The organism is Olsenella profusa DSM 13989 (assembly GCF_030811115.1).
Lineage (GTDB): Bacteria > Actinomycetota > Coriobacteriia > Coriobacteriales > Atopobiaceae > Olsenella_F > Olsenella_F profusa.
In genome coordinates this window covers 1,716,998-1,731,152 of sequence record NZ_JAUSQK010000001.1, presented here as the reverse complement: position 1 = coordinate 1,731,152, position 14,155 = coordinate 1,716,998, and the positions used below count along the sequence as shown (strand labels likewise).

Annotated in this window: 13 protein-coding genes; 1 reads left to right on the top strand and 12 read right to left on the bottom strand. The window is 63.2% G+C overall.

Annotated features, from left to right (window positions below):
- The first annotated feature begins 265 nt into the window (after positions 1 to 265).
- The gene (locus J2S71_RS07940; RefSeq protein WP_307390546.1) at positions 266 to 1,018 is read left to right on the top strand and encodes a class I SAM-dependent methyltransferase; all 753 of its coding nucleotides are present in this window, start codon (positions 266 to 268) and stop codon (positions 1,016 to 1,018) included.
- A gap of 245 nt (positions 1,019 to 1,263) precedes the next feature.
- On the opposite strand, the gene J2S71_RS07935 is transcribed toward J2S71_RS07940, so the two are convergent.
- The 12 genes from J2S71_RS07935 to J2S71_RS07880 all read right to left on the bottom strand — a co-directional run bounded on the left by J2S71_RS07935 (position 1,264) and on the right by J2S71_RS07880 (position 14,124).
- Positions 1,264 to 1,701: a DUF956 family protein gene (locus J2S71_RS07935; protein ID WP_307390542.1), complete on the bottom strand. Its 438-nt coding sequence runs from the start codon at positions 1,699 to 1,701 to the stop codon at positions 1,264 to 1,266.
- Positions 1,702 to 1,811: 110 nt separating this feature from the next.
- On the bottom strand, positions 1,812 to 2,726 hold the full coding sequence (locus J2S71_RS07930) for a PTS system mannose/fructose/sorbose family transporter subunit IID (protein WP_307390539.1): 915 nt from the start codon (positions 2,724 to 2,726) through the stop codon (positions 1,812 to 1,814).
- Positions 2,727 to 2,746: 20 nt separating this feature from the next.
- Positions 2,747 to 3,565, bottom strand: coding sequence for a PTS mannose/fructose/sorbose transporter subunit IIC (locus J2S71_RS07925; protein ID WP_307390534.1), 819 nt, complete (start codon positions 3,563 to 3,565; stop codon positions 2,747 to 2,749).
- Positions 3,566 to 3,580: 15 nt separating this feature from the next.
- Positions 3,581 to 4,588 (bottom strand): PTS sugar transporter subunit IIB, encoded by a 1,008-nt coding sequence (locus J2S71_RS07920; RefSeq protein WP_307390531.1) that lies wholly within the window; start codon positions 4,586 to 4,588, stop codon positions 3,581 to 3,583.
- Positions 4,589 to 4,793: 205 nt separating this feature from the next.
- A complete protein-coding gene (locus J2S71_RS07915) occupies positions 4,794 to 5,915 on the bottom strand; it encodes a M24 family metallopeptidase (RefSeq protein ID WP_307390528.1) in 1,122 nt (373 codons plus the stop codon).
- A 54-nt stretch (positions 5,916 to 5,969) separates the two neighbouring features.
- Positions 5,970 to 7,130: a dehydroquinate synthase/iron-containing alcohol dehydrogenase family protein gene (locus J2S71_RS07910; protein WP_307390525.1), complete on the bottom strand. Its 1,161-nt coding sequence runs from the start codon at positions 7,128 to 7,130 to the stop codon at positions 5,970 to 5,972.
- Positions 7,127 to 7,675, bottom strand: a complete 549-nt coding sequence (locus tag J2S71_RS07905; RefSeq protein WP_021725078.1) for a shikimate kinase — start codon at positions 7,673 to 7,675, stop codon at positions 7,127 to 7,129. The genes J2S71_RS07910 and J2S71_RS07905 overlap by 4 nt, the downstream gene beginning before the upstream one ends.
- A gap of 252 nt (positions 7,676 to 7,927) precedes the next feature.
- Positions 7,928 to 8,428 (bottom strand): YqeG family HAD IIIA-type phosphatase, encoded by a 501-nt coding sequence (locus J2S71_RS07900; protein WP_021725074.1) that lies wholly within the window; start codon positions 8,426 to 8,428, stop codon positions 7,928 to 7,930.
- Positions 8,429 to 8,437: 9 nt separating this feature from the next.
- A complete protein-coding gene (gene mltG, locus J2S71_RS07895) occupies positions 8,438 to 9,505 on the bottom strand; it encodes an endolytic transglycosylase MltG (protein WP_307390519.1) in 1,068 nt (355 codons plus the stop codon).
- Between the two features lie 79 nt (positions 9,506 to 9,584).
- Positions 9,585 to 10,010, bottom strand: coding sequence for a Holliday junction resolvase RuvX (ruvX, locus tag J2S71_RS07890; protein ID WP_307390514.1), 426 nt, complete (start codon positions 10,008 to 10,010; stop codon positions 9,585 to 9,587).
- 6 nt (positions 10,011 to 10,016) lie between these two features.
- Complete coding sequence (gene alaS / locus J2S71_RS07885; RefSeq protein WP_307390511.1) at positions 10,017 to 12,671, bottom strand: alanine--tRNA ligase; 2,655 nt, start codon at positions 12,669 to 12,671, stop codon at positions 10,017 to 10,019.
- A 70-nt stretch (positions 12,672 to 12,741) separates the two neighbouring features.
- Positions 12,742 to 14,124: an AI-2E family transporter gene (locus J2S71_RS07880; RefSeq protein WP_307390507.1), complete on the bottom strand. Its 1,383-nt coding sequence runs from the start codon at positions 14,122 to 14,124 to the stop codon at positions 12,742 to 12,744.
- Positions 14,125 to 14,155 lie beyond the last annotated feature (31 nt).

Below are 14,155 nucleotides of genomic sequence, written 5' to 3'. Positions count from 1 at the left end.
GCAGGCCAATCATGGGCCGCGATAAGGACGAAGGCAGATTCCTCCTTGTTGCGGCCATTTTCGTCATGATGGGGCTGCATGCACGGGAAGGAGTCGTCCCCCTTGAAACTGGCATGCTCGAGCCCACACCTACCAGAGCATCAGCTCAACACTCCCAAGTGATTGACGCAACCTTCGAGGTCCTCTGAAAAATGGTATAGCATAGTACTATATTAAAAATACTGAGTGAAACAGATTTAAAGTTGTGAATGAGGTAAGTGAAGTAATGAAAACATATCAGGATATAAACAAAGAGACCATCGACAGATGGGTTGAGGAAGGCTGGGAGTGGGGGAAACCAACTTCACATGATGAGTATATCGATGCAAAAGATGGAGAATGGAGAGTTTTTCTTACTCCAACGGTTCCAGTTCCACATGAGTGGCTTGGAGATTTGAAAGGGAAGAAAATCTTAGGCTTAGCATCAGGCGGAGGACAGCAAATGCCTATATTTAATGCGTTAGGGGCAGATTGTACTGTACTTGATTACTCTTCAAAGCAAATAGAAAGCGAGTTCTTAATTGCTGAAAGAGAGGGATACAATATTAAAGCAATCGAAGGTGATATGACAAAAACTTTACCTTTTAAAAATGAAATATTTGATATAGTCTTTCATCCGGTTTCCAACTGTTATGTTGAAGATGTGCAACATGTTTTTAAGGAAGCATATAGAATACTGAAAAATGGTGGGGTTTTTCTTGCGGGTCTAAATAATGAGATAAACTACATTGTCGATGATGAAGAAAAAGAAATTGTTTGGAGAATGCCTTTTAATCCATTAAAAAATAAAGCAGCCAGAGAATATATGATTAAAGAAAAGTCCGGAATGCAGTTTTCTCACAATATGACGGAGCAGATAGGCGGACAATTAAAGGCAGGGTTCACCCTGCTTGATATATATGAAGATACAAATGGTTTTGGCAGGTTGCATGAACTGAACATTAAAACATATATTGCAACTAAATCAGCTAAGTTATAGAATCAGCTAGATTCCCAGTTTGTCTAAATGTATATAAATAATTTGAGAAACAGTAAATCGAATGGTTTGCTGTTTTTTGTTACTCAAGGGGATGCGGACAAAAAGTTGGACCTTGGAAGGTCCGGATTGGAGTTCGCACGGATCGCGTCGTGAAAGTTGGTGTAACAGCGCCTCTGGGGCTGTGATGGTCTTCGCCTAGGCCGCCCTCGATGATACGAAGGCCCAGGTGCATGGACGGGTGAGGCTTACCTCTGTGGCATGTCGCCGTGCCTGCCCACAAGGCGTGAGACAAGGCCCTTGATACCACCCGCAATGCTGCTCGACATGCTCGGTGCCCTCACGAGGCGCTCGGCCCCGATATGCTCCCGAATCGCCCGCAGCGTGCGCTTGTTGTCGCGCGTGGAGAAGGCGAACTCGCCGCTCGCACGCGTCATGACGGTAAAGCGGGGAAGGTACCTGCCCTTGAACATGACGGGCGCGGACACGCGATCGACCTCTGCCCAGGGAATCTGGATGTAGTCTCGCTTGTTGGCGTCAGAGACGTACTCTATGCCACCTGAGCCCACCGTAAGCTCGCCATAGGAGCCGATGCCCAGAAAGGACGTGGCCTTGCTTTGAAGCTCGATCTGCCTGTTGAGCGGCGTATAGTCCATCTTTGCGGCTGTATGCGGGCGCAAGGGCATGGTTCCCTCCTTGGATGTGCCAACACCACGTGAAAGAGTATAGGAGTATGGCCACACAACAGGGCCGCACCCATCGGATGCGGCCCTGTCGCACAAGTGCGGTCGCTGCCTTACATGAACTGGAAGAAGCGTCCGATCACACCGATGACGAAGAGCGCCAGGATGATGACGATGGGCGAGACGTTCTTCTTGAGGAGCTTGCAGCAGAGCAGCGTGAGACCAACCGCCGCCAGGCCGGGAATGAGCTGGTCGAGATTCTGCTGGAGCGTAGTGACCTTGTTGGCGTCGAGGCCAGTGGGTCCCAGCGTGGAGTACTGCGTGAGCGCCTGCTTGATGCCCTCGGCACCGGAAGGCAGGTTGGCCCAGTCGATATAGGCACCCTCCTGCTGTGGGATCGTGGAGACGACCGGGGTGAAGGATATGGAGACCCAGCGCTCCACCAGGGCACCAATGATGAACATGCCCAGTATGGAGGCTCCCTCGGTGATCTGACCGAGCATGCCGCCCGAGAGGTCCTTGGCGATGGAGGTGCCCACGTTATAGCCGAACTCCTGGGTGTACCACAGGAAGGCGAGGCGAATGACGTTCCACGCCACAAAGAACAGGATGGGGCCCACGATGGAGCCGCTCAGCGCGAGCGAGGCGCCAAGGGCGCCTAGGATCGGGCGGATCGTGAACCAGAAGACGGGATCGCCCACGCCGGCGAGCGGACCCATCATGCCAACCTTGACGCCCTGAATGGCGGTGTCATCGACGGGTGCGCCATTGGCACGCTCCTCCTCGAGGGCGAGGGTGACACCGATGATTGGTGCGGAGACGTACGGATGCGTGTTGTAGAACTCGAGGTGACGCTTGAGGGCCGCCGCTCGCTGATCCTTGTCGGAATAGAGCTTCTTGATGGCCGGGATCATTGCATAGCACCAGCCACCGTTCTGCATGCGCTCGTAGTTCCACGAGCCCTGCAGGAACTGGTGACGCCATGCGACCTTGCGCCGGTCAGTCTTGGTAAGCTTGATGTCTGCCATGTGTGCTCACACTCCCCTTCCTACTCGTAGTCGTTGATGATGTCCCCCAGCGGATCACCGGAACCGGTGCCGCCACCACCACCCTGCTTGGCCAGGCCCTTGAGGGTGAGGTAGATGAGGGCGAACACGACGCCGATGATACCGAGGGCGATGAGCGTGAGCTCCTTGATGGCCGCAATGACGAAGCCAAGGGCAAAGAAGGGCCAGGTCTCCTTGGTGGCCATCATGTTGACGACCATGGAGTAGCCGACTGCAGCAACCATGCCACCGCCAACGGCCATGCCCCCGGAGAGCCAGGGGGGCATCATGTTGAGCGTACTGGTGACTGCCTCGGCAGGGATGAAGCACAGGGCGGCTGCCGGCACGGCGATGCGGATGCCCTGAAGGCAGATGGCAAAGACCTGCCACCCCTCGATAGCGGCAAAATTGGCATGATCGGCCGCGGTATCCATGGCATGGACCAGTGCCGTCGCAATGGTGCGCACGATCATCGTGAGGAAGAGGCCGGCCACGGAAAGGGGCACGGCAACGGCGATGGACGTGGCGATAGCGTCCTGCGAGCTGGCGCTTCCTCCACTGAGCGCGAGCATCATGATGATGGACGAGGCCACGGAGGCGAGGGCTGCGTCAGGTGCGACGGCGGCACCGATGTTGGCCCAGCCCAAGGCGATCATCTGCAGTGAGCCACCCAGAATGATGCCCTCGACGGGATGGCCACAGACGAGGCCGATGAGCGTACAGGCGACCAGGGGCTGGTGGAATTGCCACTCGTCCAGGATGCCCTCCATGCCTGCCAAGAAAGCCACGAGAATGACAAGCACGATGGTGATTGGGTTCATGTTCCCTCCCTTTCTCTATGCGTTCTGAGCGGCGAGCTCGGACTTTGCCTTCTTCAGCATGCCGTCGAAGGACTCTGGCGCATCGGCGGGCACCTTGCGCACGTCGAACGTCACGCCCTTGTCCTTGAGGGCCTCGAGGGTCTTCACGTCGTCCTCACCCATGGCGATGGCGTTGGTGACCACGACCTTGCCTGCGGAGTGGGCCATGGAGCCAAGGTTGACCTTCTTGATGTCCACACCGCCCTCGAGGGCGCGCAGCAGATCCTGTGGCGTCTCGAAGAGGAGCATCACCTTGGTGGCACCGAAGCGCGGATCCTTGGCAATCTGGATGATCTTGGAGATGGGCACCACATGGGCCTTGACCCCGGGAGGTGCCGCCTGCTCGATCATGGACTTGCGCAGCTCGTCGTGGGCGACGGCATCGGAGCACACGATGATGCGATCGGGACCGGTCATCTTGGTCCAGGTGGTTGCCACCTGGCCGTGCAGCAGGCGCGTGTCCACACGGGCAAGCACGATCTTGAGGTGGCCGTCGCCAAGAACCGTGCCCTCCGGGATGGAGCCCGTCGGTGTCGTGGCCACCGCCGCGGCTGCGGCGGCAGGGGCGGCCTCGACAGGCTGCAGGCTCTCGGGCTTAACCTTGACGCCATCACGCGCCTCGGCATAGATCTCCTTGGCGACGTCTGCGGCCGTCTCGGCGCCCATGCGCGCTCCATAGGCCGAGACGAGCATGGGCAGGCTCAGACCCGTGACGGCCACCCAGTCCTCGTGGTCTCCCCCATCGACGATGCGAGACACCTGGTTGAACGGGGTGCCGCCCCACAGATCGACCAAGAACAGCACATGCTCCTGATCGTCGAAGGTGGCGACGGCGTCGTGCAGCTTCTGGTACATGTCATCAGGCCCCATGTCGGGGGTGAGGACTGCCGTGGCCACGTTCTCCTGGGGGCCAAAGATCATCTGACCAGACTCTTTGATTCCCTCGGCAAACGCACCGTGGCTCGCTAGGACAATACCGACCATCCAACTTCCTCCTTACTTGCTTCATCTGCCAACAGATACGGATGCATTGCATGATGAATCACGATTTGTACGCAATCGCTCCATGAATGCTACACACATCCTGCAGTATACGACAAGGGAATGTTTGCATCAGTCACAACATGATGGAAATCCGTCAAAGGGATGGTCGACCGTCCCTCTGTGCCTCATTGGAAGGGTGCGGATGCTACCCCACTCTGAGCAGGTCGTGGGCGGAGCGGCCGAAGGGATGGTAGCCGTCCTCGGCCATGTGGCCACAGTCCTCAAGGCGGATGCCAAACCTGCCAGGCAGATAGATGCCTGGTTCGATGGTAATCACGGACCCCACCGGCACCTCATCGCCATAGAGGCGGCTGAGGCGCGGGCTCTCATGGATCTCGATGCCCACACCATGGCCAAGGCCATGGCCGAAGTACGGTCCATAGCCCGCGTCCGAGATAACCTTCGCGGCCAGATCATGGATATCCCGACCGATGCAGCCCGGCTTGGCGGCGGCCTCGCAGGCCTCGTTGGCCTCGCGCACCACATCGTACACGTGGCGTTGCTCCTCGGAGGGCTCCCCCACGCAGACCGTTCGCGTCATGTCGGCATGATAGTCGTGGTAGGCGGCGCCGTAGTCCATCACGATCAGGTCGCCCTCGCGCACCACGTAGTCGCTGGGCTTGGCATGGGGGTTGGCACCATTGGGGCCCGCGGCGACGATGGTGTCAAACGAGAGGGCATCCGCACCATGCATGAGCATGTAGTGCTCGAGTTCGGCACGAATCTGCCGCTCGGTGAGGCCCGCCTTGATGTAGCCACGGATATGGTCGAAGGCGTCATCGGTGACCTCCTGCGCCCTGGCGAGCAGGCCAAGCTCCTCCCGGTCCTTGACGATGCGCAGGCGTACAAGATCCCCGTGCAGGCGCGGCAGCAGACAGCTCATGGAGCGGGCGGCAAGCTCCGCCTGCAGACCGTCAAAGAACGAAAGGGGGCAGGTGTCCTCGACGGCCGCCACGCGGGCGCGCGCCTTGAGGACGCGCCCGGCAGCCCAGGCCACGGCATCGACGGCATCCCCGTCGAGCTGCCAGACGCCGTCCGTACCCATGCGTTCGACGAAGCTGTTGTAGTAGCGGGAGTCCGTGTGAAGCCAGAGGCCATCCTGCGTGAGGAAGGCAGTGTGCGCCTGCTCGGAGTCGAACACCCGCTCCACACCGGTCAGCCAGCGCAGATCGGGGTTGTTGCGCAGGATGACGGCATCGTACCCGCGCTCCTCCATGAGTGCGCGAAAGCGCGCCACCCTCTGTGCGCACAGGGATGCGACTGTCATGCGACCACTCCTTCCGGTCATGCGACCATGGTACCGTGACGGGCGTCCTGGTCCCTACCGACCTCGCGCGGCACACCAGGCGCCAAGGTGCTCCTCAAGCAGCGCGTCATCCACGTTGGACAGGCGCACGCGGCCGATCCTCTGTGGGAGGGCCAGCTGGAAGCGGTTGCTGTGCAGGAACGCGTCCGCCTTGAGGCGCTCGAGCAGGGCGGCGGCATCCACCTGCGCGACCGCCAGAGGCAGGCCAAGCCGCTCGAGCAGCTCGTCCTGCGCAAGGACGTCATCCACACCCAGGACGCCCAGGCCCGCCGAGACGCGGGCCGAGAAGCGCAGCCCCTCGGCAAGGCGCGTGGATAGGGGCAGCTCCGTGAGGGCGCCCAGCGCATACGCCAACTCCCGTCCGTAACGCAAGCCCTGGCGCACGGCCAGGGCGGAGGACGACGCGATCCTCCCACGCGTCTTGAGCGTGTCGGCCGCCTGCTCCGCAAGCGTGTCGGAGACAACGTCGACAGCAGCATCGATCTCGGCATCCACGTCGGAGTCCGCCTCCGCGGCGTCGGGACCCTGCGTCACCTCGAGGCTCCTGTCCCAGAGGCGTGAGAAGGACTGCTCGGAGTCCACCATGGCCGCCTGCGCCATGAGGGCGCGCGCGCAAAGCGTCGTCTCACCCGTAGGCGACACGTCCATAAGGTCGAGGTCGGCCACCAGGTAGCGGCAGGCGGGACGTGGCGAGAGCACCTGGGCATGCGCGGCGAGGTCGATGCCCCGCGGCGCGGGTGCCACCTCCACGAGCGCCGTGAGGTCCAGGGGGATGGCAGCCATCTGCACGCCGCCACACCAGGCGACGCAGACGTTGGAGGCAACCGAGAGCACATCGGCGTCGCCGATGGCCACGACGAGGTCGTCTGCGGTCACATGGTGGGCGTCGAGCCGCCCCACAAGGCGAGACGCTTCCTGGAGCTGACGCGCCGTGGAACCTGAGGGCACCTCCGTCCGCTCGACCACGAAGCCCGCGGACGTCAACTCGCGGCGCACGAGCTCCTCGGTCATCTCGTTCGTCCCGCTGCCAACCATAAGCTCGGCCCGTTGGGGCGTGCCCACGGCACCCTTGAACACGGCCTCGCAGTCCGCGATGGTGCCGTGGCCGATGCGCGCCTCGCAGGCTCCTCCCAACGCAGGCACCCACTGCCTGACCGTCTGCATGGCCCTGCTCATAGCAGGCCCTCCTCCCAGAGCACGCACCCCGCAAGGGAGCAGACCTGCTCGAACGACTTTCCCCTGATATCTATCGTAATGTCGGCGGCGCCCTGATAGAGGGGACGACGTGCCTGGTACAGCTTGCGCGCATCCTCGACGCAGCCAAAGTCAGGCCGTAGCTCAGGATGACGGATCTGGCGCAGGGAGTCCACGAGATCCCCATCAAGAAAGACGACCTTGCCCATCTCGTGCATGATGGCACAGGAGCGGCCGTCCTCCACGATGCCTCCGCCGCAGCTCACCAGCAGCGACTTGCGGCTCCGAAGCTTACCGAGCGCCTCGACCTCATAGTCGCGAAAGCGCCGCTCACCGTCGCACTCGAAGATCTGGCAGACGCTCATGTGACGCGCGCGCTCCACGAGCTTGTCCGTGTCCACAAAGTCACGGTTGAAGAGGCCACCGAGGTTGCGCGCAAGCGTCGACTTGCCCGCCCCCAGAAAGCCCACAAAGAAGATATGGTCGCAGCCCTTATGGACCACGTAGCCCGTGTCCTGTTCGCTCATGTGGTTGATGACCCCGTGCGTCTCTTGATGCTTATCGGCCTTGATTCTAGCAAACGGGAATGGATGGCCCCGAGTCGTTCGCAATTCTCTCCGCTTCCCCACCGAGTCGTATGCAATTTATCGGGCGAACTGACTGCCATACAATGATGAGATAACATTTTTATCTGCGGTTTTGTCGGTGGCGAGTCGTTCGCAATTGCGAACGACTCGGAAGAGCCCTGCGCAGAATTGCATACGACTCGGAGAGGGACGCTATTCGCCCTCGAAGGGACGCTCCCCAATGACGCGGTGCTCGAGGAGGCGCACCAGTCGCATGTGTGGGAGGTCGCACGCGGACTGTGGCCGCACGAGGATGGTGCGCACGCCCGCGAGATTGCCCGCGAGGACGTCAGTGAACACCTGGTCGCCCACCATGACGGCCTCCGCCGCCGAGACGCCCATGCGTCTGAGGGCAGCTCGCACGGCACAGGGAAGGGGCTTGAGCGCATGGTGCACCACCAGGCTCGCAAGCTCCCGTGCCGAGTCCTCGACCGCCCGCGTATGAATGTTGTTGGACACCATGCACGTGGAGATCCCCGCCTCGTGCACCCGACGGAACCAGGCGGCCACCGCGGGCGGCGCCTGCCTTGTATCGCGTGGCACGCAGGTGTTGTCACGGTCAAAGAGCACGCACCGTACGCCATCGCGCACGAGGTCGTCCACGCCGAGGAGGTCGATGGAGGCCACGCAGCGGCTGGGATGCAGGATGCTCATGACACGCTCCTAGCTGCCCTGGGCCTGCTGGTGCTGCTCGAACGTCTCGGAGAACACGGTCTCGGAGCCATTCCAATACCAATAGAGGTAATTCGTGCTGGCAGGTGCCATGGCGGCCTTGATGCTCGCCATGCTGGGACTACAGATGGGTGTGGGCGGCAACCCCTGGCTGACGTAGGTGTTGTAGGGGCTCTGCGAGGCGAGGTCGTCCTTCGTCGGCTCTCGGCCCGTCACATACATGATGGTCACATCGCTCTGCAGGCGCATGCCAGCCTTCATGCGGTTGCACATCACCGAGGCCATCTTGGGTCGATCATCGTCGCTGTGCGCCTCCTTCTCGATGATGGAGGCCATGTTGATGATGTCATAGTCGCTCATCGTGATGCCGTAGGCACTCTCGATGCCCGTCTCGGCACTGGCGAGGTCAAGGGACATCACCTCGCTCCGATACTGGTCAAGCATGGCGCGGATGACCGCGTCGGCCGAGCCGTCCGTGGCGCTGAGGTCATAGGTCTTGGGATAGAGGAAGCCCTCGAGCGAGTCGTTCTGCGCAGAGGACAGGAAGGGGTAGTCATCCACATAGTTGGACGCCTTTGCCTGGGCCAGGAAGTCATCGGTCGAGATGCCTAGGGCCGTCTGCACCGCCGTGGCCGTTTGCGACACGGTGAGCCCCTCGGGCACGGTGAGCTTCTTGGCGTTGGAGTTGGGGCCGGAGACCAGCAGGCGCACGATATCGGCGACGTTGGCGCCCGTCACGATGTCGTACGTGCCGCTCTTCATGCTGGCACCGGCATCCTGACGCTTGACCTCGCCCGTGAAGTCGCTCCGCTTGGCAATGATGCCACCCTCAAAGAGGATATTGGCGATATCCTGCGTGCCTGAGCCATCGGGGATGGTCACCGTGACCACCTGGCCCGGCGTGACGTCGCCGACCTCCTCGGGCGGGAAGAGCCGCTGCCACGCCTGGCAGCCGCCAACGCCCACGAGGACGAGCGCCACCAGGACGAGGATGAGCTTGGGCAGAGGCGACCTCGTGCTGCGCTCGCGCCGGGCGCGATGCGTGCGTGCGCGTGCCACGCGGGGAGACGGTGCCGTACCCAAAGGACGCCTTGTCCGGGTATGTGCGCTGGACCTCATGTGCTTGGTTGCCATAACCCTACCTTTGCTGATCGTCGGTTCGTGCGTCGAGCCAGGTCTGAAGAAAGAGCGAGGCGGCCACCATGTCAACGCGCCCGCGCATCTTCCGTTCGCTCAGGCCTTCCGCGCGCAGGATGCGCTTGGCTTCGGCAGAGCTCAGGCGTTCGTCCACAAACTCCACGGGCAGCCCCGCCCGCTCGGCGATGGTGCGTCCCTGCTCCATGGCCTTCCGAGCCTGGGGGCCATCCTCACCCGAGAGCGTCCGAGGCCGGCCGCACACGAGGACGTCGGGCTCGACGTCCTCAAGGATGCGCCGGAAGCTCGCGGCATGGGAGAGCACCTCGGCGGCAGGCAGCACCTTCACGGGCGAGGCGACCGTGCCGCCCGCGTCCGTGGCGGCAATCCCGATGCGCGCATCCCCTATGTCGAGCGCCAACGCCCTCATGGGACCTCAGGCGCCCAGAAGCTCGCGGGCGGCGGCGAGGGCGGCGTCGATGCCGGAGGCGTCTGCACCGCCGGCCTGCGCCATGGTGGGCCTGCCACCGCCGCGACCATCGACCTTGTCGGCGATGTACCTGATGACGTCACCGGCATGGAAGCCCGCCGAGACGGCCGCATCGGTTGCGGCCGCGAGCAGCGCGACCTTGCCATCGGGCGTGGAGGAGGCCACCACGCAGGCCACCGGCCCTTCGCCCGCGCCGTCGCGGATGGCGTCCCACACGCTCCTGAGCTCCTTGCCCGAGGGACCCTTGAGCTTGGCAAAGACGCAGCGATAGCCCTCGAGCTGGGAGGCATGGGCAAGGGCGTCGGCAAGCTGGCCCGTGGAAGCGCCCGTCGTGACGTCCTCGAGCTGTCGCCTGGTATCGCGCAGCTCCTGCTCGAGCGCAGCCACGCGGGCGGCGACATCGGCAGGGCGACACTTGAGGCTCTGGGCCACCCCAGCAAGCAGGCCCAGGCGCTCGTCCACGTACTGCAGGGCGCCCGCCGAGGTGACGGCATCGATGCGGCGGGCGTTGGAGCCCACGGATCCCTCCGAGACGATCTTGAAGAACCCGAGCTCGGCGGTGTTATGCGCATGGGTGCCGCCACAGAGCTCGCGCGAGAAGGGCACATCCGCGTCTCCCGTGGAGACGACGCGCACCATGTCGCCATACTTCTCGCCAAAGAGGGCCACGGCACCGGATGCCTTGGCCTCATCGATGCCCATGACCTGGGTCACGATTGGCTCGGCGGCGAAGACCTCCGCGTTCACGAGCCCCTCGACGCGCTCGATCTCCTCGGGCGTCATGGCCTCGAAGTGCGTGAAGTCGAAGCGCAGGTGGTCGGGGGCGACCAGGGAGCCCGCCTGGCTCACGTGCTCCCCCAGGACCTGCTTGAGGGCCGCGTCCAGCAGGTGCGTGGCGGTATGGTTGCGGCGGATGAGCTCGCGGCGGCCGTGGTCCACCACGCAGCGCACCATGTCACCCACCATGAGCTCGCCAGCCGTGACCTCGGCCACATGGGCCACCAGCCCGCCCTCGTGGTGCCTGGTGTCGCTCACGGCGAGGGTCACGGCATCGCCCACGAGCTTGCCGGTGTCACCCACCTGGCCACCCATCTCGCCGTAGAAGCTCGTGCGGTCGAGCACCACGTCCACCCTATCGCCCACATGGGCGACCGAGACCTCCTGGCCGTTGGCGTCCACGATGGCCAGTACATGCGCACCCGCGAGCTCGTCGGAGTCGTACCCCTCGAACTGCGTCTCGGGCACACGATCGGAGAGGGCCACCCACACGCTGGCGGCCTTTCCCCAGGCGTCACGGTTGGCGCTCGCGCGGGCGCGCTCCTTCTGGGCCTCCATCCGGGCATCAAAGGCGGCCATGTCCACGCCGTGGCCCGCGCCCTGGGCGATCTCGCAGGTGAGGTCGATGGGGAAGCCATAGGTGTCATGCAGCTTGAAGGCCATGTCACCGGAGAGGGCCTCACCCGCGCCCAGGCGGCTGAGTTCCTCGGTAAGGCTGGCCTCGCCCGCATCGAGCGTGGCGCCGAAGCGCTCCTCCTCGGCGGTGATGATGCCTTCGATGAGCGCCCTGTTCTCGGTGAGCGCCGGGTACACGTCGGCCATGAGGCGCATGACCTCGGCGGAGTAGGTGGTGAGGAAGCCGCCCCTGATGCCCATGAGGCGGCCATGGTACACCGCGCGGCGCAGCAGACGGCGCAGCACGTAGCCGCGGCCCTCGTTGGAGGGCAGGATGCCGTCGCCGATCATGAAGGTGACGGCACGGGAGTGGTCGGCCAGGATGCGCAGGCTCCTGTCCGTGGCGGCGGAGTCGTGGTAGCGCACGTCCGCGAGCCCCTCTCCCACGGCGATGAGCGAGCGCAGGATGTCACCCTCGTAGTTGGAGGCCTGATGCTGCATGATGGCGGCGATGCGCTCCAGCCCCATGCCCGTGTCGATGTTGCGGTGGGGCAGCTCCTGCAGGGAGCCGTCCTCCTGGCGATCGTACTGCGTGAACACGAGGTTCCAGAACTCCAGGAAGCGCGGACCATCGTCGCCAGGTCGCTCCCCCGCAAACTCTGGCCCCAGGTCGAAGTAGATCTCGGAGCAGGGGCCGCAGGGGCCGCAGGGGCCCGCGGCCCAGAAGTTGTCGTCGGCACCCAGACGGGATATGTGGTCGTACGCCACGCCCTGGGCATGCCAGAGCTCCACGGCCTCGTCATCATCCTCGAAGACGGTCATGTACAGGCGGTCCTTGGGCAGGCCCAGATGTTCGGGGCTCGAGATGAACTCCCAGGCCCAGGCGATGGCATCGGCCTTGGTGTAGCCGCCGAACGAGAAGTTGCCCAACATCTCAAAGAAGGAGAGGTGGCTGGCGTCACCGATGTTCTCGATGTCGTTGGTGCGCAGGCACTTCTGGCAGGAGGTGGCCCCGATCTCCCGCATGGTCCTGAGGCCCTGGTAGTATTCCTTGAACTGGTTCATGCCGGCGTTGGCGAGCAGGAGCGACGGATCCTCGGGGACGAGCGAGGAGGAGGGATAGAGCCTGCAGCCCTTGCCCTCGAAGAACGCGAGGAAGTCCTCGCGGACCTCAGCTGTGGTCATGGTCTTGTAGTCAGCGCTGGTCATGGTTCTCCTCGCGTGCCGTCCCGTGCGTTCAAACGCCATAAGGATAGACTCCCGCGAGGAAAAAGGAAGCTCACGGCGCAGGGGGAGGCGGCGCCTGCTCTGAATCACCATGGGTGTCGCCGCCCTTGGGACCACCGTGGCGCCGTGCGGCAGCCACCAGGTCCGCGAGGTGCTCGCCCAGCGAGCGATGCGTGCCGTGCGGCCGCTCCGCAGCCACGGCCACCGGTGGCTTGTCGGGATTGACCAAAAGCGTCGACTCGAAGAACTTGTCGTCGTCGAGCGCATCGAAGGAGGGCTGGATGGCGCCGTGGTCATCCCGGAAGGGCGTGGACTGGAAGAGCGCGCCGTCGTAGCTCACGAGCTGGCGGTTCGTGTGCCGCTCGAAGTAGTACACGAACAGCGACCTCACGGCGGCTGTGAGCGGTATGGCAAGCATCATGCCCAGGACGCCGCCGACCGCGCTGCCGATCACGATGCCGAGCAGCGAGAGCACCGGATGGATCTTGACGGCCGAGCGCATGACGAGCGGCGAGATGAGATTGTCCGTCACGTTGAGCACGACGACCGACACCAGGATGGAGGCGAGGGACAGCAGCGGCGACACGAAGAGCGCCAGCAGGGCGGTGAGGGCCGCGGCGACCCAGGGACCGATGACCGGGATGAAGTGGAGCACCCCCATGGTGATGCCCATGAGGCTCGCGTAGGGATGTCCGATGGCGGCAAAGCCCAGGAAGGACAGCACGCCCGCAATGGCGGACGTGATGACGATGCCGCGCATGTAGCCGCCCATCGCACGGCTCATGACGGCCAGCATCACGGAGAGCTCGCCCTCGTGCCTTGGCCCCGCAATGACAGAGAGCTCACGGGCGATGGTGGGATAGTCCTTGGCCAGCCAGTAGGCCACCACGAGACCCAGAAAGAACGTGAAGATGTTGTTCGCCGTGACGATGACGTTGTTCACGATGCCATTGGTGATGCCCTCCGCCAGGCTCGAGGCGGCGGTGGTGCCCGCGCCCGCAAAGGTGTTGAGGTACTGGCTGAGGCCCTGCTGGAGGTTGGCCGTCTCGGACGTGCCGTGCTGCCGCCAGAAGTCGTTGAAGGCGCTGCGGAACTGCCCCACGTAGGCGGGCACATGCTGGAGCACCTCGATGAGCTGGCTCACGAAGGGCGGGAAGATGAGCACGGCTGCGGCCACAAGCACGACCAGGAACACCAGCAGCGCTATGAAGGCGCCCAGCGCACGGCCGATGCCCCGTCGCTCCAGCGCGTTGGTGATGGGACTGCAGACAAACCCAATGACCACGCCCACCAGCAGCAGCTCGAGGGCGGGGACGATGCGCCCCAGCACCAGCAGGGCGACGCCGATGAGGCCGCAGCAGCCCAGGGCCGCCCATGTGCGCATGCCCACCAGGCGCGCCCGCCCCAAGCGCTCGTCTCCCTCTGTGTCGTTCACGTCTCCCCTCTCCCGTGCCGCATGAGGGCAC